Below are 19,825 nucleotides of genomic sequence, written 5' to 3'. Positions count from 1 at the left end.
TACACCCCCCCCCCGCAATACCCTATCTGTAAACGTCTGGTGGGCTCGTATTTGTTTATAAGACACCCCCCCCGACCCCACCCCGCCGGCGGGCCCCCTGTCGGGGGCCCGGCCGTCGGCTCGTTCGGTGGTGCGTGAGCTCAGTAGGTGCGTGCGCTCTTCCCGTCCCACTTGTAGGGCGAGAAGACCTGCATGCAGCCCTTCTCGTCGCCGCGGAGGACGTCCGCGCCGTCCGGGATGTCACCGGCCTCGGCGGCCGGCTTCTTGTAGACCGTGCCCTCGCGCCAGTCGGCGCCGACGACGAGCGTGAGGCCCTCGGCCTTCGCGTCGGCCCGGACGGCCGAGTCGGGCAGTCCGAGGACCTTGGCCACGGACTGGGCGTTCGCCTTGCCCTGATCGCCCTCGGCCTTCGGGTAGGTGATCACGGTGTCCGCACGGTTGCCGCCCTCCTGGGAGGAGGCGGCCTGGGTGAAGCCCTTGCCCTTGAGGAGGTCGGTGATCGTGCGGGCGCGGCCCTCGGCGGCGGGCTCGGCGTCGCTGCCCGTGCCGTTGACGACCGTCACGGGGAGCGAGCCGGGCGCCTCGGCGGTGGCCTTCGGCTTCGTGGACGGCTTCGGCTTCGGCTTGGCGTCGGCCGGGTCGCCGTTCTTGTCGAAGGCGACGTCGTCGCGGAGCATCCGGAACATCTTGTCGGCCGACGACTTCACGAGGATGTTCTTGTTGCGGTCCTGCGGCCACTCCGCCGTCGGGATGTTCGCCGTGGTGAGGCGGTCCAGCTTCACGTTCTTGAGCTGCATCGACAGATCGAAGAGCCCCTTGACCGAACGGATCTCGTCGGAGACCTGGAGCGCCGAGGTGGCGGTCTCCGCCAAGCCCATCAGGCGGCCGGTGTCGGTCCAGGCGTTCTGCTTCTGGAGCTTCTCGACCATGCCGTTCATGTACATGTGCTGGGCCTTGGCGCGGTTCTGGTCGCTGCCGAACGCGTGCCGGGTACGCAGCCACTGGAGCGCCTGCTTGCCCTTGACGTCGGTGGTCCCCGGCGGCAGCTTCAGGCCGGAACCGCCGGGCTGCAGCCTCGTCGGGTGGTCGGAGACCCCGGGGTTCACGCAGACCGGAACACCGCCGACCTCGTCGGCCATCGCCACCACACCCGCGAAGTCGACCATGATCCAGTGGTCGATGTAGACGCCGGTGAGCGTCTCCCAGGTGGTGAGGGTGCAGCCGGGGCCGCCGCGCATCAGCGTCTCGTTGATCGGCCTCTCTTCGGTGGCCGGGAAGGTCTTGCTGCCGTCCTCGCTCTTGCACTCGGGGATGTGCAGGATCGTGTCGCGCGGGATGGAGACCACCGAGGCGTTCTTGCGGTCCGCCGAGACGTGCAGCAGCATCTGCACATCGGCGAGCGGCGGGTTCTGGCGGAGGTCCTTTCCGCCGCCCAGGGCGACGTTCTTCGCGTCCGCCCGGCTGTCGGAGCCGATCAGCAGGATGTTCAGCGGGGTGTCGCCCAGCGCGTTGGGTGCGGCCTTCTTCACGCCGCTGTCGCCGCCCGCGCGGCTGCCGCCGCGGATGTTGCCGTTGAGGTGCTCGTAGTACAGGTATCCGGCGCCGGCCGTGCCGAGTATCAGCAGCGACAGCGTGATCGCCGTCCAGCGCAACACCTTGCGTTTGCCGGTCTTCTTGGCCCGCCGGCGCGCGGCGGCGCGCCCGCTCGGGCCCGTACCGCCGCCGTCCTTCCCGCCGCCCCTTCGGCGTTCGGCGCGGGTCGGGGCCGAGGCGGCCTCCTCCTCGGGGGCGTCGCCCCCCGCCCCGGTCGCTTCCCCGGCGCCGTACAGGTCGTCGTCCCAGCCCAGTTCACGGGCGCGCGGAACGCTCTTCCGCGTTCCCTCCCCACGCACGCTGCTCTGTCCCACCCCAGGTCCCCTCGTCAGGTCAGGAGTCCGTCAAGTCCGGGCGTTTCCCGGTCACTTGGCGCACACCTGCTTGTCTGCTGCTACCTTCTCCAGATCCTTCGGCGCCTTTGCCGGTCCGGTGATGGGCACCCCCGCGCCCTTGAAGTCGGCGCCGAGGACGAGCGTCATGGGCTCGCGTTCCCCGGCGTTCTGCGTGCCCGGCTTGAGAGCCGTGGCCGGCAGACCCATCATGTCCGCGAGCTTGCGGGCCTGATCGGCCTGGTTCGGTGCGTACTCGAGCGTGGTCTTCGCCGCCTCTTCGGGGGCGTTGCTCTTGTTGGTGGAGCGGTTCACACCCTGGTCGTTCTGCAGCCAGTTGATGGTCGACTGGGCCGCGCCCCGGATGCCACTGCCGTTGTAGACGTCGACGCGCACCTCGGCGGCGGTGGAGCGGGTGCCCTTGAGGAGCGCGGCCTGCGCGTTCTTGGCGTCCTGCTGCTGCTTCTTCACCTCGGTGAGCGAGGTGTCGGACTGCAGCATCGCGAACAGCTGCGGTGCCTTGACCGGGTCGGGGACGACCGTCGCCCTGATCTTCTCGGCGGGGTTGTCGATGACCGGGAGGGTCGTGAACGCGATGTTCTTGGTGTCGATCGAGGACAGCTCGCGGGCCAGGCCCTGGAGCTTGGTCAGGTCGCCTATGCCGGAGTCGACGGTGAGGGCGCTCGTCGCCGCGTTGGCGAGGTCGAGGAGCTTGCCCGGGTCCGTCAGCGTGTCGTCCGACTTCATCTGGCGGATCATCGAACTCAGGAACTGCTGCTGGACCTTGATGCGGTCCAGGTCGCTCTCGTTGCCGAAGCTGTGCCGGGTGCGGACGAAGGCCAGGGCCTGCTCGCCCTGGATGACCGACTCGCCCGCGGGCAGCTTCAGATGGGACTTCGGGTCGTTCACGGCCTTCTCGACGCAGACCTTCACGCCGCCGACCGCGGTCGTCATCTCCTTGACGGCGTTGAAGTCGGCCATCATGAAGTGGTCGACCGTCACGCCGGTCAGCTCCTCGACCGTACGCATGACACAGCCGGGGTCGCGGCCGTTCTGCCCGAGGCTCACGTTGAAGCGGACGTCGGACTCGCCGGGGATCGTCTTGATGGTCCCGTCGGTCTGACGCGTCTGGCAGTCGGGGATGTCCGTCTTCATGTCGCGCGGGATGGACAGCGCGGTGGCGTTCGTCCGGTCCTTGGAGACGTGGAAGAGGATCGTGGTGTCGGCGTGGCCGGGGCTGTTCCTGTCGCCGTAGCCCGCGTTGCCCTCGCCGGTCCGCTTGTCGGTGCCGATGACCAGGATGTTGAAGGCCTTGCCCTTGGCGAAGCCGGCGTTGGTGTTCTTGCCGACGACGTCGACGACGTCGAGGTTGTTGTTGAGCTTGTTGTAGAGGGCGTACGCACCGGCGGCGCCGCCCACGAGCACGAAGGCCATCGTGCCGCCGGTCCACAGCAGGACCTTCTTCTTGCGGCTCGCGCCCTGTTTGCGCTTGCGGCGGCCCTGCGCCGGGATCTGGCCGCCGCCGGCCTCCTCGGGGGCCCTGCGGCGGCGCTGGCCGGGGACGGGCGCCTCGGACGGCGTGGCGGCGGGCGCCGGCGTGCGTGCGGCGGAGGCGGATCTACGGGAGCCGGACGGGGACTGCGGCCGCGGCTGCCCAGCGGAGCGGTCCAGTCGCAGTTCGTAGTTGCCGGTCTGCGGGTTGAGGACCCACTGGTCGGCGGGGTCGATCTCGTCCGCCCGTCCACGGCTGTGCGCGTCCACGGTTACTCGAGTCCTCCGTCGGTGCCACGCGAGGCGCCTCCCCCACAGGGCGCCGCTCTCTCGGTCGTTCGATCCTTGGTGAGTGCGACCACGCGGTCGAGGTGCACCGGATCGCGTCACACTATCCGCCCAGTTCAGCGTGGGGCGACGTCCGTGACAAATTCCACGCACCTTACAACCGGGCAATTTGCCCAAACCTCATCGCTCCCCGCGCTCCCTTTGGGGCGCGCTTTACTCACACACCCCTTCCGCCGCGTTCCGTCCCGTGAAGGTCGGCGTCGCCGAGGGCACCGGCGAGTCCGCGTCATCGGGCTTCCCGTCCTTCTTCTCGTTGTCGGGTGTCACCAGGACGGGCTTGTCCTCGCGCAGCTGCTTGAAGAGTTCACTCGCCGCGGGCTGGACGAGTTCGTCCCGGTTCGCGTCGTATCGGTAGGAACGGCGCGGGACCGTGAGGAACTGCACCTTCTCCGTCGGGATCGACCGCATGTTCCGCGCGAGGTCGTACAGGTCCCGCAGCGAGTCGAGCCCCGGGTCCGTGGTGATCGCCTTCGTCGCCGCGTCCAGGACCGGGTAGAGCTTGGTCGGGTTGAGCAGCACCCCGTCGCTCTGCACCTTGTTGACGAGGGCGCCGAGGAACTGCTGCTGGCGGTCCATGCGTTCCGTGTCGCTGCCGTTGCCGATCGACTTGCGGGCCCGTACGAAACCGAGGGCCTGCTCCCCGTTGAGCGTCTGGCGGCCCGCGGGCAGCTTCAGCTTCGCGTCCTTGTCGTTCACCGGCTCCTTGAGGCAGACCTCCACCCCGTCCACGGCGTCCACCATCTTCTTGAAGCCCCGGAAGTCGATCACCATGTGGTGGTCGACCCGGATCCCGGTCAGCTTCTCGACGGTACGGATCGTGCACGCCGTCCCGCCGAACTCGAAGGCCCAGTTGAACTGCGCGAACTGCTCCCGGGTGCGGGTCCCGTCCGGCTTGCGGCAGCTCGGGATCGTCACCATCAGGTCCCGGGGGAGCGAGACGGCCGTCGCGCTCGACTTTCCCGCCGCGAGGTGCAGCAGGATCGTCGTGTCGGAACGCTGGGTGCCCTTGTCCTTGCCGTACTTGCGGTTCCCCTCGCCGGCCCGGGTGTCCGAGCCGATGAGCAGGATGTTCCGGGCGGCCGAGGTGCCCGCGGGCGGGCGCTCCTTCTCGTACTTCTCCAGCTCGGCGGCGGCGGTGGTGTCCGTGGTGATGTTGTCGTCGAGCTTCCGGTAGAACCACCAGCCGACCCCGGCGGCGGCCAGCACGACGACCGCGCAACCGAGGGCGGTCCAGCGCAGCCAGTGGCGCCGGCGCGGCTTCTCCGGAGCACCGGGTGCCGTGTCCTCGTCCTCCGTGGCCGGGGGATCCGGTTCGGCGGGCGTGCCAGCACGGTCCGTCACGTCAGGGTCCGTCCTTCAGGGCGTCGGCGGCGCGCCGGGCGCCACCGTCACTGGAGGAGACGGCCGAACCCGACGCATGGTTGTGCGGAAGGAGCGGACTCCCCCCGGGCCGATCATGTACCGGACTCGGGGTACGGACCCGGGGACTCGGCGCGGTGCTGGTCCTACTGGGTGAACCGACGCTCAGTCGGGTGGGAGCTGATGCCGGAGCGTGTCGGGCTGGTGCCGGCTGATCTGGATGGCTCCCTGCGGGCAGAGGGTGGCAGGCGTCCCTCCTTCGAGGGCGTCAAAGAGCCGTGTGCGTGACGCGCTCGCTCTCCACGCGCTTCTCCAGGCCCTCGGCGCCCAGCTGGTCCAGGTTCCGGCAGAGCACCACCGAGCCACCCGCCGCCAGAGGGGCGTACAGGCCCGACGAGAGGCCCTGCCAGTCCCCGTAGCCGAGGCCGGAGAGGAGGCGGGAGCCGGGAGCGAGGCCGAGGGTCGCCGCGTCCGCCCGGGCCTGCTCGACGAGCTCGGCGCCGCTGCGTTCCGTACCGTCGACGACGAGCGCCGGAGCCTCCGGATCGACCGGTACGAACGGGGCGAACCGGTCGCCCTGGCTCGGCACCTCGACCGCGTAGTCCGCGTAACCGGCGGGAGCGGACGGGAAGCGGCGGCCCAGCGGGGCCAGGGAGAGCGCGATCCGCTCCCCGGAACAGGCGAGGCCCGCCTCCAGGGCGTCCGGCCCCGCGACCACGACGTCCGCGTCCGCCGGGTCGCCGCCGACCTCCGCGACCACGCCGACGGACGAGCAGGCGAGCAGCCAGACGGCGCTCTGCCAGTGCGCGGGCAGCAGCAGCGCGAGCCGGTCGCCGGGTCCGGCGGACAGTTCGCCCTGGAGCAGGTTCGCCGTCTTGGCCACCCAATTGGCGAAGGTGGCGACGGACAATTCCACGCGCTCACCGGTGGCGTCGTCGTAGAAGGTGACCAAGGGGCGGGCGGGGTCCGCGGCGAGCGCGGATCGCAGCAGGTCGGCGGGGGTGCGGTCGCTGGCGTTCACGCCCGACAGCGTACGCGGGCGGGCGCGCGGGGGTCCGCCGTACCGGTGACGGCGTCCTCCGGTCGGACCGACGGCCCGTCAGTTTCCGGGCGGGTTCCCGGCGCGCGGAACGGCCCGGCGATCCGCACGATCGGCCCATGCGTGCCTCACTCGCCTCCTCGATCGCCGTCACCTGCGCGGCGGTGCTCGCCCTGCCGGTCTCCCTCACCGTGCCGGCGGCGGCCTCGGCGCCACCCGCGGCCGCCTCCGCACTGCCACCCGCGCCCGAACTCCCGGGCTCCACCCAGTCGCTGCCGCTCGAACCGCTCGGTGCCGCCACGCGGTCCCTGGGGGGCGGGGCGACCGGCTCGGGCGAGCAGGGGCTCGCCCGACGCGACGTCAGGCCCTTCTCGCTCGTCGGCGTCGTCTGGGACGACCCGGCGGCCCCGCTGCACGGCACCGTCCAGGTCCGCACCCGCGCCACCGGCGGCGGCGCCTGGTCGCCGTGGCAGGACGTGGAGACCCACAACGAGGAGCACGGCGCCGACCCCGACACCGCCGAGGGCTCGGCCCGGGTGCTCCGCGGCTCCACGGCCCCGCTGTGGGTGGGCGACTCGGACGGCGTCGAGATCCGCGTACGGGGCGAGGAACCGCTCCCGGCGGGCCTGCGGCTCGAACTCGTGGACCCGGGCGAGGCCCAGGGACAGGACGCGACGGGCGAGCCCGAGGCCCCCGCGCCGCACACCCGCAGCGCGCGGATCCCGGAAGTCGCGGCCCGTGCGACCGCGGCGGAGGCGGCGGCGAGCGCGGTGAACGCCCAGCTCGCCCCGTACGGCGCGGCCTGGATCCCGGCCCTCTCCAAGGAGGAGACGGAACTCACGGCCCGGTCGATGCCCCAACAGGCGGCGGCGGCACCGGCGGCGGCCCAGGCGGCCCAGGAAGCCCAGGCGGCCCAGGGGGCTCAGGCAGCTCAGGCCGCCCCTGTGGCTCCGGCGGCTCTCGCGGCGAAGCCGTACATCGGCCCCCGACCCAAGATCATCACCCGTAAGGGCTGGGGCGCGGACGAGAGCATCCGCGAGAAGGGCTTCGTCTACACGAAGACCATCAAGGCGGCCTTCGTGCACCACAGCGCCACCGGCAACAACTACACCTGCAAGCAAGCCCCCTCGGTCCTGCGCAGCATCTACCGCTACCACGTGAAGAGCAGCGGCTGGCGGGACTTCGGCTACAACTTCGCCGTCGACAAGTGCGGAAACATCTACGAGGGCCGGGCCGGCGGCGTCGCCAAGCCGGTCATGGGCGCGCACACCCTCGGCTTCAACACCAACAGCATGGGCATCGCCGTCCTCGGCACCTTCAGCAAGAGCAACCCGCCGGCCGCCGTCGTGACCGCCGTCGCGCGCCTGACGGCCTGGAAGCTCGGGCTGCACGGGGTGAACCCGAAGGGCACGTCGTACCTGGTCTCAGGTGGCGGAAACCTGTACAAGAAGGGCAAGACGGTACGGTTCAACGCCATCGCCGGACACCGCGACGGATTCGCCACGGAATGTCCCGGTGGACGCCTGTACGGCAAGCTCGGCACGGCCCGTGTGACCTCGGCGAAGTACCAGGGAAGGCCCTGATGCGGTCTCGGATGCGGTCAGGGAGGCAACCATCTGCATAAACTGACCGGTCATATCGCACGGACGACCGAGACGGGCGAGCCGACCGGACCCGAACAGGAAGCAGAGACGACAAGGTGACAGAAGCGATCCTCCTGGTCGGTGGCAAGGGCACACGGCTGCGACCCCTCACGGTCAACACGCCCAAACCCATGGTTCCCGCGGCGGGCGTCCCCTTCCTGACCCACCAGCTGGCCCGGGCCCGCGCCGCCGGCGTCGAGCACATCGTGCTCGCCACCTCCTACCTGGCCGAGGTCTTCGAGCCGCACTTCGGTGACGGCTCGTCCCTCGGCCTGAGCCTGGAGTACGTCACCGAGGAGGAACCCCTCGGCACCGGCGGCGCCATCCGCAACGTCGCCTCGCGGCTGCACTCGGGCCCCGACGAGCCGGTCCTCATCTTCAACGGGGACATCCTCACGGGCCTGGACATCCAGGCCCTCGTCGAGACCCACTCCTCCTCCGGCGCGGACGTCTCGCTCCACCTGACCCGGGTCGAGGACCCGCGCGCCTTCGGCCTGGTCCCCACGGACGCCACCGGTCGCGTCACGGCCTTCCTGGAGAAGCCGCAGACGCCGGAGGAGATCGTCACGGACCAGATCAACGCGGGCGCGTACGTCTTCAAGCGCTCGATCATCGACACCATCCCCACGGGCCGCCCGGTCTCGGTGGAGCGGGAGACCTTCCCGGAACTCCTGTCCTCGGGCGCCCACCTCCAGGGCATGGTGGATTCCACCTACTGGCTGGACCTGGGCACCCCGCAGGCCTTCGTCCGCGGCTCCGCCGACCTGGTCCTGGGCCGCGCGCCCTCCCCGGCCGTCCCGGGCCGCTGCGGCGACCGCCTGGTCCTGCCGTCGGCGCGCGTCGCCCCGGACGCCAAGCTGACCGGCGGCACGGTCGTCGGCGCGGACGCGGTGGTCGGCGAGGGCGCCCGGGTGACGGGCTCGACGCTCCTCGCGGGCGCGATCGTCGAACCGGGCGCGGTGATCACGGACTCGCTGATCGGCGCGGGGGCGCGGATCGGCGCGCGCACGGTGGTGAGCGGGGCGGTCATCGGCGACGGCGCGCAGGTGGGCCCGGACAACGAACTCCGCGAGGGCGTCCGAATCTGGTGCAACACCACCCTCCCGGCAGGCGCAGTCCGCTTCTCCTCGGACCAGTAGCGCATCGCGGGCCTGCGCCCCGCCGGTGCGATACCCACCCACCCGCACGGCACCCACCCCGTTGCGGGCATGCGTTCCGCAAGGGGCGGTGCCCACCCCGTTGTGGGCAGGCGTTCCGCAAGGGGCGGAACGGGTGGGCACAACGGACGGCGCCCTTGCCGGCGCCAGAGGCTCCCGAGCCTGACCCGCACCACCAGCTCGGTGCACGGGGTGCGGGCCAGGGCGCGGAACGCGGAGGCGCCGCTGAAGGGCGCCGTCCCGTGTGCCCACCCGTCTCGCCCCAGCGGGACGATTGCCCACACGGGGGTGGGCCCGGGCGCCGCCCAGCCGGGCGCGGGCCCACACGGGGGGGCGGACCGGGGCACCGCCCAGCCGGGCGCGGGCAACACGGGCGCGCGTAGCCCGCCCCCCACCCGGCTACGCTCATACGCATGGCCGGCCGCTACGCACCCAACCCCACCCGCACAACAGTCCGCGGCGGCCACATCCCCCTCCCCGTCACCGAAGACGCCCCCCTGGACCTGGGCCTCACCCTCGGCCCCCTCCGCCGCGGCCCCGCCGACCCCACCTTCCGGGCGACCCCGGACGGCTCGGTGTGGCGGGCCAGCCGCACCCCGGACGGCCCCGGCACGCTCCGTATCGGGATCGGCGAGGGCAAGGTGGCCGCCGAGGCCTGGGGCGCCGGAGCGGGCTGGCTCCTGGACCGCCTCCCGGCCCTCCTGGGCGCCGAGGACGACCCCTCCGCCTTCGTCCCCCGCCACAAGCTGGTCCTGGCGACCCACCGCCGCCGCCCGGGCCTGCGCCTGACCCGTACCGGTCTGGTCCTGGAGTCGCTGATCCCGTCGGTCCTGGAGCAGAAGGTCACGACGCACGAGGCCTACGGGTCCTGGAGGACGCTCGTACGGAAGTACGGCGAGCCGGCCCCGGGCCCGGCCCCGGACGGCATGTTCGTGATGCCGGACGCGCGCGCGTGGACCCAGATCCCGTCCTGGGAGTGGCACCGCGCGAACGTGGACGGCAAGCGCTCGGCCACGATCGTCCGCGCGGCGAGGGTCGCGGCCCGCCTGGAGGAGGCCGCGCAGATGGAAGGACCGGCGGCCCGCAGGCGCCTGGAGCTGGTCCCGGGCATCGGCCCCTGGACGAGCGCGGAGACGATCCAGCGCAGCAACGGCGCCCCGGACGAGGTCACCACCGGCGACCTGCACCTGCCGGGCATCGTCGGCTGGGCGCTCGCGGGCGACCGTACGACGGACGACGAGGCGATGCTGGAGCTCCTCGCCCCGTACGCGGGCCAGCGCCACCGCGCGGCCCGTCTGATCCTCCTCAGCGGCCGCGTACCACCGCGCCGGGCGCCCCGCATGACGCCCGGCAACATCGCCGACCTCTAGAGGACCGTCACCGCACCGCGACGAACTCCGAAGCCGGCCGCGCCGGCCGGTCCTTCGGCGGAGCCGCCGGGTGCCCGATGGCGACCGCACCCATGGGGTCCCAGTCCTCGGGCAGCCCGAGGACGTCCCGTACGACGTCCCGGCAGAACATCGTCGAGGACACCCACGCCGAGCCGAGCCGCTCACCGGCGAGCGCCACGAGGAAGTTCTGCACGCCGGCGCCGGTCGCGACCACGAACATCTCGCGCTCGGCGGCGTCCCGGCGCGGGTCGCCGTAGTGGTGGGAGCCGTCCATGACGAGGCAGGGCACCGCGAGGTAGGGCGCGTTGCGCAGGACGTCCCCGCGCCGGACCCGCTTTGCGATGGACTCCTCGGACTTGCCGTCGCGCCGCAGGTCCGCGATCCACGCGTCCCGCATGGCGTCGAGCAGCCGCGTCCGGGACTCCGCCGACTCCAGGAGCACGAACCGCCACGGAGTGGTGTGGTGCGGCGCCGGGGCCGTCACGGCGGCGGCGACCGCGCGCCGGACCGCGCCCGGGTCGACGGGCTCGTCGGTGAACTCCCGTACGGTCCGCCGCAGCGTCACCGCCTCGCGTACGGCCTCCGAGGTCCCGAGCCGGAACATGTCGTCGGCGGCCACTCGTACGAGCGCCCGCGCGCCCTCCTCGTCGTCGTCGCCCACCACGTGGGGCAGTCCGCGCACGACGGCGACGGGAAGCCCGGCCGCCTTGCCCTTCACCAGGTCGCCGGCGGCGGCGAGTTCGTCGGCGGTGGCGACCACGGTGGCGCTCAGCGGATTGCCGTGGGCGTCGGTCCCGCCGCGCAGGTCGTCGAGGACCCGCACGCCGGCCGCGCCGATGGCGACGTCGGTGAGCCCGGTGCGCCAGGGCCGCCCGAAGGTGTCCGTGACGACGACGCCCACGTCGACGCCGAGCGCCTCGCGCAGCCCCGAACGGATGCGCCGCGCCGAGGCGTCGGGGTCCTCGGGCAGCAACAGCACCGTCCCGGATGGCGTGTTGGAGGCGTCGACGCCGGCGGCGGCCATGACGAGCCCCTGCCGGTTCTCGACGATACGAAGGGTGCCGCGCCGCGCCACCACCCGTACCGTCTCGGCGTCGATGGCCTCCTCGCGGTCGTCGGCCGCGATCACCCGCCCCTCGGCCTTGCTGACGATCTTGGAGGTGACGAGCAGGACGTCCCCGTCGACGAGGTCGGGCGAGACGGAGGCGATCAGCTTGGCGAGATCGTCCCCGGCGGCCACCTCGGGCAGCCCGGAAAGCGCCCAGACGCGATACGCGGGCGCGTACGACGCGATGCCGGCACCGTCCGAACCGAAAGCCCCCACGGAGCCGCCCGAGCCGCTCGTGCCGCCCGAGCCGCTCGTGCCCACCGAGTCGCTCGTGCCCACCGAGCCGCTCGGGTCAGCCGAGTCCCCCGGGCCCGAGCCCGAGCCCGCCCCCGGCCCCGTCACCCCCGTACCTCCTCGGCCAGCGCCAGCGCCTCGCGGGCCATCGCGGCCGTCGCGTCCACGTCCGTCATCATCAGCGGCACCGCGCGGCACGCGATGCCCGCCGCCTCGACCTCCGCGACCGCGCCCGCGTCCACGGTGTCGACGAGCCAGCCGCCGAGGAGTTCGGCGCCGTAGTGCAGGGCCACCGCCGCCGCCGTGGACTCCACGCCCACCGCCGCGAGGACCTTGTCGGCCATGCCGCGCACGGGCGCGTCACCGACGATGGGGGAGAGGCCCACGACCGGCGCCCCGGCCGCGACGACCGCCTCGCGGATCCCGGGCACGGCCAGGATCGTCCCGACGCTCACCACCGGGTTGGACGGCGGGAAGAGGATGACGTCCGCCTCGGCGATGGCCTCCAGGACCCCCGGCGCGGGCTTCGCGGCCTCCGCGCCGACCGCCACGACGGCCTTCGCGTCGACGGAGGCGCGTAGCTTCACCCAGTACTCCTGGAAGTGCACCGCGCGCTGCTCACCGTCGACCTCGATCGCCACGTGCGTCTCGACCCGGTCGTCGGACATGGGGAGGAGGCGCACGCCGGGCTGCCAGCGGGCGCACAGCGCCTCGGTGACGGCGCTCAGCGGGTAGCCCGCGCCGAGCATCTGCGTACGGACGATGTGGGTGGCGAAGTCCCGGTCGCCGAGGCCGAACCACTCGGGCCCGACCCCGTACGCCGCGAGCTCCTCCTTGACGGTGAAGGACTCGTCCGTGCGTCCCCAGCCCTGCTCCTCGTTGATGCCACCGCCGAGGGTGTACATCACCGTGTCCAGGTCGGGGCAGACCTTCAGCCCGAAGAGATGGATGTCGTCACCGGTGTTGCCGATGACCGTGATCTCCGCGTCCGGCGCGGCCTGCTTGAGGCCGCGAAGGAAACGGGCACCACCGATGCCGCCGGCCAGAACCACAATGCGCATGCAGTGCAGTGTGTCAGGCGTCGATCAATCCGGGGGCGGCCGGGGCGCACTGCGCCTGCAGCGACTCGTGCATCGGCATCTCGGTGAGGCCGGGGAAGTAGACGTGCAGGCTGACGGCCGGTTCGAGGGAGTCGTTGACGACCTCGTGGACGTACCCCGGCGCGAAGACCCGCTGCGCGCCGCCGTCGAGCGTCCGCACGCCCCGGTCCGTACGTTCCGTGAGCTCGCCCTCCAGGACGGTCAGCACGCCGGAGGAGACGCCGTGGTCGTGGAGGCCGCTGCCCTGTCCTGGCACCCAGGAGAGCAGCCACACCTCGTAGCCGGGGCCGGTGCGCAGGCGGTGGTACCAGCGGGTGGTGGCGTCGTACTCGACGTACGGGGCCCACTGGGAGCGGTCCTCGGCGATGGAGCGCGCGAGGCCGGCGAACTCGGCCACGGTGACGGGGTGGGCGCGCTCGGGCTGGAGCAGGTGCGGGACTTCGAGGATGTCGCCGGCGATCTGAAGGTCGCTGTCCATGTTCATGGGGTGGGGAGGTTCCTCAGCAGAAACAGAAGCGGTGGGGGGTCACGGAAGAGAGGTGACACGGGTGACGCAGGGTGACGCTGGGAGAAGAAGCTGGAGCTCTACGGCATCAACAGCTGGGACAGCAACAGCAACAGCGCGCCTGGACAGCGCGGCGGAACCCACGGCTGTGGGTCGCGGAGGGCGCTGTGGTCGCTGGCATGCCACCAAAGGTGGCCGGAGGGGCACCCGACTGTCAACTCAATGCCCGTTTTGGGGGTAATGTTTCACCTCATCCGGTTACCGTGCCCGGAGAAAGGTTTGTTCAGGTGCGGACCAGGAGAGATGGCGCTTCGACCGCGCCCTTAAACATGGTGGGGCGAGATCGGACTGTGATCCAGATCGCTTCCGCGGCTGGACCGCAACAAGATCCAAGTCCCGGACGTCCTCCCTTGTGCAGGTGTCGCGGCGCGGTCAAGCCAGCGGCATGTGTCACGTTTTTTGGTGATTTGAACACTTTCCGCATAGGCTTGGTTCCGCAGAGTGAATACGGGGCCCAATAGCAGATCTCGGCTTGACTCGCACAGAGCACGAACTTGTAATTTCACTCGTGTCGTTCGGCCGGGTTCGCCCCGGCAACATCACGGGGACGCACAGAACAGACGAGGGGCGCACATGACCGAGTTGTTCCAGGAACTGCTGGTCGAGGACGCGGACGAGGAACTCGGCTGGCAGGAGCGCGCGCTGTGCGCCCAGACCGATCCCGAGTCCTTCTTCCCCGAGAAGGGCGGCTCGACCCGCGAGGCCAAGAAGGTCTGCCTCGCCTGCGAGGTCCGCTCCGAGTGCCTCGAATACGCCCTGCAGAACGACGAACGCTTCGGCATCTGGGGCGGCCTCTCCGAGCGCGAGCGACGCCGCCTGAAGAAGGCCGCCGTCTGAACCGCGCACAGCCCGCCCGCCCCCGCGCGCCCCGGCGCGCACACCAGGACACGACGAACGGTCCGCCCCCTGTGCACCATCCACAGGCGGCGGACCGTTCTGCGTGTCCGGCATGCGGTGTGCCCGGTACACGGCGCCCGGCACGCGGTGTCCTTCACCCGGTGGGTCCGGTACGCGGCGCCCGGCACGCCGTGTCCTTCACGCGGTGTCCTTCAAGAACCCGTCCCGCACGGTCTGTCCACAGGGCGGCGGACCGCTCCGCGTGCAGCCGTTAGTGTGGGCCTCCGTCCGAGACGCTCCCCACGCCCCCCGCGGGCGACCCCGGCCGGAGGGCCCGTAGCTCGATGTCCTCAACTCCTGAGTTTCCGCGACACGTCGTCACCGCCGTGCTCGTCACCCACGACGGCGCCCGCTGGCTGCCCGACGCGCTCGCCGGGCTGCTCGCCCAGGAGCGCCCCGTGCAGGCCGTGGTGGCGGCCGACACCGGCAGCGCCGACGACTCGGCGCAGCTCGTCGCCGACGCCATCGGCGCCGACCGCGTCCTGCACCTCGCACGCCGCACCGGCTTCGGCGCCGCCGTCGAGGAGGCCGCCCGCACCGCGCCCCTGCTCGGACCCGAGGACCTGCCCTACCTGAAGCGCCCCAGCGGCTGGGACCCCGTCAGCCGCACCTGGAACGACGAGGCGTACGACCTCCCCGAACTCCCGCACGGCGAACCGGTCCAGTGGCTGTGGCTCCTCCACGACGACTGCGCCCCCGAGCCCGGCGCCCTCGCCGAACTCCTGCGCGTCGCCGAGTCCGACGCCGAAGCCGCCGTCATCGGCCCCAAGCTGCGCGGCTGGTACGACAGGAAGCAGCTCCTCGAAGCCGGCGTCAGCATCGCCCGCAGCGGTCGCCGCTGGACCGGACTCGACCGCCGCGAGCAGGACCAGGGCCAGCACGACCAGGTCCGCTCCGTCCTCTCCGTCTCCACCGCCGGCATGCTCGTCCGCCGCGACGTCTTCGAGGGACTCGGCGGCTTCGACCGGCGCCTGCCCCTCATGCGCGACGACGTCGACCTCTGCTGGCGCGCGCACTCCGCCGGCTTCCACGTCCTCGTCGCCCCCGACGCCGTCCTGCGGCACGCAGAGGCCTCCGCCCGCGAGCGCCGCACCGTCGACTGCGCCGGACGCACCGCCGCCAACCCGCACCGCGTCGACAAGGCCGGCGCCGTCCACTCCCTCCTCGCCAACACCCGCGGCCGGGCCCTGCCGTACGTCCTCGTACGGCTCGTCCTCAGCACCCTGCTCCGCACCCTCGCCTACCTCGTAGGCAAGGCCCCGGGCCAGGCCGTCGACGAGGTCATGGGCCTCCTCGCGACCCTGCTGCGGCCCGAGAAGATCCTCGCCGCCCGCAAGCGCCGCAAGAACGCGACCGTCCCCAACAACGACTTCCGGTCCCTCTTCCCGCCGCCCGGCGCCACCGTCCGCGCCACCGTCGAGCAGCTCGCCTCCCACTTCGGCGGCGCCGAGGCCGACACCGGCGGCTCCCGCCACGGCGTCGTCGAATCCGGCCCCGGCGGCGACGACGCCGACTACCTGGAGATCGAGCAGTTCGCCCGGCTCAAGAAGATCGCCCGCAAGCCCGGCCCGGTCCTCTTCGCCCTGCTCCTCCTCGTCTCCCTGGTCGCCTGCCGCAACCTCTTCGCCGGCGGCTCGCTCGCCGGCGGCGCCCTGCTGCCCGCCCCCGACACCGTCTCCGGCCTCTGGTCGCGGTACGCCGACGCCTGGCACGCCCTCGGCACCGGCGGCACCCAGACCGCCCCGCCCTACCTCGCCGTCCTGGCCGCGCTCTCCGCGCTGTTCCTCGGCTCCACGTCCACCGCGCTGACCCTGCTGCTCGTCTGCTCGGTCCCGCTCGCCGGCTTCACCGCGTACTTCGCGGCCCGCGGCATCGTCGAGTCCCGGCTCCTGCGCGCCTGGGGCGCCATCGCGTACGCCTTCCTGCCCGCCGCCACCGGCGCCCTCGCCGCCGGCCGGCTCGGCACCGCCGTCCTCGCGATCCTGCTCCCGCTGATCGCCCGCGCCGCCGTCGCCGCCCACGGCTTCAACCGGCCCGACCGCGGCAGCTGGCGCGCCACCTGGGCGTACACCTTCCTGCTCACCTTCGCGATGGCGTTCACCCCGGTCGTCTGGCCGCTCGCCGTCCTCCTCGGCCTCGGCGTCCTCGCCGTCCGCCGCGACGACATCACCGCGTACGGCCTCCGCTTCCTCGCCGCCGTCGGCACCCCGCTGCTCGTCCTCGCACCCTGGTCGCTCAGCCTCCTCACCGACCCCGGCGCCTTCCTGCGCGAGGCCGGACTCGACGTCCGTACGGGCACGGCCACCGCGCTCGACCTGCTCGGCACCAGCCCCGGCGGCCCCGGCACCACCGGCGGCCTGGTCCTGATCGGCCTCGTCCTCGCCGGCCTCGCCGGACTCCTCCGCGAGGAGCGGCAGCTCGCCGTCCGTACCGCCTGGGCCGCCGGCCTCGCCGGACTCCTCTTCGCCGTCCTCGGCAACGGCGCGGGCGGCACCGGCTGGGCCGGACCCGCCACCCTCGTCTACGGCGCCGCCCTCATCGCCGCCGGCATGATCGGCGCCGAGGGCGGCCGCACCCGCGTCGCCGCCCACGGCTTCGGCTGGCGCCAGCCCGTCGCCGCCCTCATCGCCCTCGCCTGCGCCCTCGGCCCCGCCGTCGCCGCCGCCGGCTGGATGATCGGCGGCGCCGACGGCCCGCTGACCCGCCGCGACCCGGTCCAGGTCCCGGCCTTCGTCGCCGAGGAGAGCGGCACCCGCGACCAGCCCCGCACCCTCGTCCTCGGCGCGGGCGCGCCCGGCGAGGTCGCCTACACCCTGGTCCGCGGCTCCGGCGCCCGCCTCGGCGACGCCGAACTCACCGCTACCGCCGAGGCCGACCCGCGTCTCGACGCGGTCGTCGCCCACCTCGTCGCCGGTTCAGGCGCCGACCAGACCCAGGAGCTCAGCGGTTACGCCATCCGGTACGTGCTCGTACGGGACGGGGCACCGCGCCAGATGAGCCGCGTCCTCGACTCCACGCCCGGCCTCAGCCGCCTCAGCCAGCTCGACGGCAGCGCGCTCTGGCGCGTCGACCGCGAGATCGCCCGCGTCATGATCGTCCCGCCCGCGGCCAAGACCGCCGACGGCGAGAAGACGGAGGAGACCGCCAAGCCCGTCGCCGTCGCCGCCGGGCCCGTCGAGGCCCACACCCAGGTCCCCGCGGGACCCACGGGCCGCGTCCTGCGCCTCGCCGACCGCGCCGACGAGGGCTGGACCGCCACCCTCGACGGCAAGGAGCTGACCCGCACCACCGTCGACGGCTGGGCCCAGGGCTTCGAGCTCCCCGCCGGAGGCGGCCGCCTCGACCTCACGTACGACGAGCCGCTCACCCACACCGCGTGGATCTGGGCCCAGGCCGGCCTCGCCCTCGTCCTGCTCGTCCTCGCCCTGCCCGGGCGGCGCCGCGAGATCGACGACGACCTGCCCGAGGAGGAGCTCGCGATCCCCGCCCAGGCGACCGAGGGCGACGGCCGCCGCGCCCGCCGCCTGCGCGCCGCCGCGGAGGCCGAAGCGGCCGCGGAGACCGCCCCCGACGCCCCCGACACCTTCGACGCCTTCGGGACCGCACAGGGCGCGCCCGCCCCGATCCCGGAGCAGCAGTCCTACGAGCCCGGGGACCAGGAGGCGGCCGGCGGCTACGACCCGGCCTACGCGCAGGCCCCGGCGCAGCCGGGCACCCAGCCGTACGCCGACCAGGGCTACTACCAGGACTACGCGGCCGACCCGTACCAGCAGCAGCCGTACGCGTACCCCCAGCAGGGCTACGAGCAGCAGGGCTACGAGCAGCAGGGCTACGAACAGCAGGGGTACGAACAGCAGGGGTACGAACAGCAGGGCTATGAACAGCCCCAGCAGCAGTACGACCCGCAGCAGTACGGGCAGCAGCAGTACGACCCGTACGGCGGCGGCTACGGCTACGAACACCCCCAGGGCCACGAGACCGAGCAGCGTCCCGACGGGAGCAGCAACCAGTGAAGCGCACCAACCTCTCCCTGATCGCGGGCGCCACGGCCCTCGCCGCCGTCACCGGCTTCGCGGCCCTCACCGCCCCGGACGGCACCGCCGCCCCCGAGGCGAAGGCCACCACCCGCCTGCCGGTGGAGCGCGCGGGCCTCGTCTGCCCGGTGCCCAGCACCTCCGAGGTGGCCGAGACGCGCTACACCTCGTACACCCCGACCGGTACGGGCTCCGCCACCGCGGGCTCCGGCAAGGCCGAGCCGGCCACGGCGGCGCTGCGGCCCGCCGCGAGCGGTCCCGCGGCCGGCGGCACCGGCACCACCGGCAAGAAGCCCAAGGCCCCGAAGATCCCGGCCACGGTCACCGCCCCCGGCAAGCCCGTCACCGCCCAGGCGGACGGCGGCTCCGTGCCCGCCCTCACCGGCGCGGCGACCGGCACCCTGGCCCCCGGCTGGACCGTCCAGCAGACCACCGTCGTCCCGGCGGGCGGCGCGCGCGGCCTCCTCGGCCTCGGCTGCGGAGCCCCCGACACCGACTTCTGGTTCCCGGCGGCCTCCACCGACAAGGACCGGCAGGACTACGTCCACCTCACCAACCCGGACGACACGGCCGCCGTCGCCGACATCGAGCTGTACGGCCCCGAGGGGGCCCTCAAGTCCCAGTTCACCGAGGGCATCCCGGTCCCCGCCCGCTCCACCGTCCCGGTGCTCCTGTCCACCCTCACGAGCGAGGCCGGCCGGAAGGACGTCACCGTCCACGTCACCACCCGCAGCGGCCGCGTCGGCGCCGCCGTGGCCGCGGCCGACGACAAGCTCGGCAGCGACTGGATCGCCCCGGCCGCCGACCCGGCGAGCAGCGCCCTGCTCCCCGGCATCCCGGCCGACGCCACCGCGGTGCGGCTCGTGGCCTTCGCCCCCGGCGACGACGACGCCGACCTCAAGGTCCAGCTGGTCACCGCGAGCGGCACGATCGTCCCGGCGGGCGCCGACTCCCTCCACGTGAAGTCCGGGATGACGGCCGCCGTCGACCTGCCCAACCTCACCCGGGGCGCGGTGGGCTCCCTGCTGTTGACGCCGAGCGACCCGAAGAAGCCGACGCCGGTGGTGGCGGCCCTCCAGGTGGTGCGCGGCAAGGGCGAGAACACCGAGATCGCGTTCATCCCGGCCACCGCGGCCGTCTCCGCGCGGGCGACGGTCGCCGACAACCGCGCGAAGGCCTCGACGTTCTCCCTGACGGCCCCCGGCGCGGACGCCCAGGTCAAGGTCACCGCCTCGGCCGGCTCCGAGGGGGGCGCGCCGGTGTCGAAGACCGTCACGGTGAAGGGGGGCACGACGACGGTCCTGGCCGACCTCGTCCCGGCGGGCCTCAAGGGCTCCTACGCGCTGACGGTCGAACCGGTCTCGGGCGGCAAGGTCCACGCTGCCCGGACGCTCACCCTCCCGGAGGACGGCATCCCGATGTTCACGATCCAGACCTTCGTCGACGACCGAGGCACGGTAGAGGTCCCCTCGGCCCACCAGAACCTACGCGTACTGGACTGACGCCCGTTGACGGCGCCCCTTGCCGGGCCCAG

Annotated in this window: 13 protein-coding genes; 6 read left to right on the top strand and 7 right to left on the bottom strand. The window is 72.9% G+C overall.

What is annotated here, in order from left to right; translation table 11 throughout:
- Window positions 1-140 precede the first annotated feature (140 nt).
- The 4 genes from ACWGN5_RS33995 to ACWGN5_RS33980 form a co-directional block, all read right to left on the bottom strand.
- Complete coding sequence (locus ACWGN5_RS33995; protein ID WP_453522272.1) at window positions 141-1,907, bottom strand: LCP family protein; 1,767 nt, start codon at window positions 1,905-1,907, stop codon at window positions 141-143.
- 51 nt (window positions 1,908-1,958) lie between these two features.
- Window positions 1,959-3,686 carry an LCP family glycopolymer transferase gene (locus ACWGN5_RS33990; RefSeq protein ID WP_453522271.1) on the bottom strand — a complete coding sequence of 576 codons (1,728 nt, stop codon included), beginning with the start codon at window positions 3,684-3,686 and terminating at the stop codon, window positions 1,959-1,961.
- A gap of 231 nt (window positions 3,687-3,917) precedes the next feature.
- A complete protein-coding gene (locus tag ACWGN5_RS33985; protein WP_453522270.1) occupies window positions 3,918-5,105 on the bottom strand; it encodes an LCP family protein in 1,188 nt (395 codons plus the stop codon).
- A 286-nt stretch (window positions 5,106-5,391) separates the two neighbouring features.
- Window positions 5,392-6,144, bottom strand: a complete 753-nt coding sequence (locus tag ACWGN5_RS33980; RefSeq protein WP_453522269.1) for a TIGR03089 family protein — start codon at window positions 6,142-6,144, stop codon at window positions 5,392-5,394.
- A gap of 137 nt (window positions 6,145-6,281) precedes the next feature.
- Between ACWGN5_RS33980 and ACWGN5_RS33975 the strand changes: the two genes are divergently transcribed.
- The 3 genes from ACWGN5_RS33975 to ACWGN5_RS33965 all read left to right on the top strand — a co-directional run bounded on the left by ACWGN5_RS33975 (window position 6,282) and on the right by ACWGN5_RS33965 (window position 10,332).
- The gene (locus tag ACWGN5_RS33975) at window positions 6,282-7,745 is read left to right on the top strand and encodes a peptidoglycan recognition protein family protein (RefSeq protein WP_453522268.1); all 1,464 of its coding nucleotides are present in this window, start codon (window positions 6,282-6,284) and stop codon (window positions 7,743-7,745) included.
- Between the two features lie 116 nt (window positions 7,746-7,861).
- Window positions 7,862-8,944: a sugar phosphate nucleotidyltransferase gene (locus ACWGN5_RS33970; protein ID WP_453522267.1), complete on the top strand. Its 1,083-nt coding sequence runs from the start codon at window positions 7,862-7,864 to the stop codon at window positions 8,942-8,944.
- Between the two features lie 431 nt (window positions 8,945-9,375).
- On the top strand, window positions 9,376-10,332 hold the full coding sequence (locus ACWGN5_RS33965; protein WP_453522266.1) for a DNA-3-methyladenine glycosylase family protein: 957 nt from the start codon (window positions 9,376-9,378) through the stop codon (window positions 10,330-10,332).
- Between the two features lie 7 nt (window positions 10,333-10,339).
- On the opposite strand, the gene ACWGN5_RS33960 is transcribed toward ACWGN5_RS33965, so the two are convergent.
- From ACWGN5_RS33960 to ACWGN5_RS33950, 3 genes are all read right to left on the bottom strand, one after another.
- Window positions 10,340-11,677 carry a coenzyme F420-0:L-glutamate ligase gene (locus ACWGN5_RS33960; protein ID WP_453522277.1) on the bottom strand — a complete coding sequence of 446 codons (1,338 nt, stop codon included), beginning with the start codon at window positions 11,675-11,677 and terminating at the stop codon, window positions 10,340-10,342.
- Window positions 11,678-11,799: 122 nt separating this feature from the next.
- Window positions 11,800-12,756, bottom strand: coding sequence for a 2-phospho-L-lactate transferase (gene cofD, locus ACWGN5_RS33955; RefSeq protein WP_453522265.1), 957 nt, complete (start codon window positions 12,754-12,756; stop codon window positions 11,800-11,802).
- Window positions 12,757-12,769: 13 nt separating this feature from the next.
- Window positions 12,770-13,279, bottom strand: a complete 510-nt coding sequence (locus ACWGN5_RS33950; RefSeq protein WP_453522264.1) for a cysteine dioxygenase — start codon at window positions 13,277-13,279, stop codon at window positions 12,770-12,772.
- Window positions 13,280-13,933: 654 nt separating this feature from the next.
- Here ACWGN5_RS33950 and ACWGN5_RS33945 point away from each other — a divergent pair.
- From ACWGN5_RS33945 to ACWGN5_RS33935, 3 genes are all read left to right on the top strand, one after another.
- The gene (locus tag ACWGN5_RS33945) at window positions 13,934-14,197 is read left to right on the top strand and encodes a WhiB family transcriptional regulator (RefSeq protein WP_015033978.1); all 264 of its coding nucleotides are present in this window, start codon (window positions 13,934-13,936) and stop codon (window positions 14,195-14,197) included.
- A gap of 344 nt (window positions 14,198-14,541) precedes the next feature.
- Window positions 14,542-18,270 (top strand): glycosyltransferase family 2 protein, encoded by a 3,729-nt coding sequence (locus tag ACWGN5_RS33940; RefSeq protein WP_453522263.1) that lies wholly within the window; start codon window positions 14,542-14,544, stop codon window positions 18,268-18,270.
- A complete protein-coding gene (locus ACWGN5_RS33935; protein WP_453522262.1) occupies window positions 18,267-19,793 on the top strand; it encodes a DUF5719 family protein in 1,527 nt (508 codons plus the stop codon). The genes ACWGN5_RS33940 and ACWGN5_RS33935 overlap by 4 nt, the downstream gene beginning before the upstream one ends.
- Window positions 19,794-19,825: the final 32 nt, after the last annotated feature.

This window comes from Streptomyces sp. NPDC055815 (genome assembly GCF_053616475.1).
The sequence above is the reverse complement of the archived record's forward strand: the minus strand, read 5'-3'. Positions and strand labels throughout refer to the sequence as shown.

Bases quoted from the DNA above. Each gene is read 5' to 3' on its own strand.
- ACWGN5_RS33940 (WP_453522263.1), top strand. From the start codon at position 14,542: ATGTCCTCAACTCCTGAGTTTCCGCGACACGTCGTCACCGCCGTGCTC.
- ACWGN5_RS33965 (WP_453522266.1), top strand. From the start codon at position 9,376: ATGGCCGGCCGCTACGCACCCAACCCCACCCGCACAACAGTCCGCGGC.
- ACWGN5_RS33945 (WP_015033978.1), top strand. From the start codon at position 13,934: ATGACCGAGTTGTTCCAGGAACTGCTGGTCGAGGACGCGGACGAGGAA.
- ACWGN5_RS33975 (WP_453522268.1), top strand. From the start codon at position 6,282: ATGCGTGCCTCACTCGCCTCCTCGATCGCCGTCACCTGCGCGGCGGTG.
- cofD (WP_453522265.1), bottom strand. From the start codon at position 12,756: ATGCGCATTGTGGTTCTGGCCGGCGGCATCGGTGGTGCCCGTTTCCTT.
- ACWGN5_RS33950 (WP_453522264.1), bottom strand. From the start codon at position 13,279: ATGAACATGGACAGCGACCTTCAGATCGCCGGCGACATCCTCGAAGTC.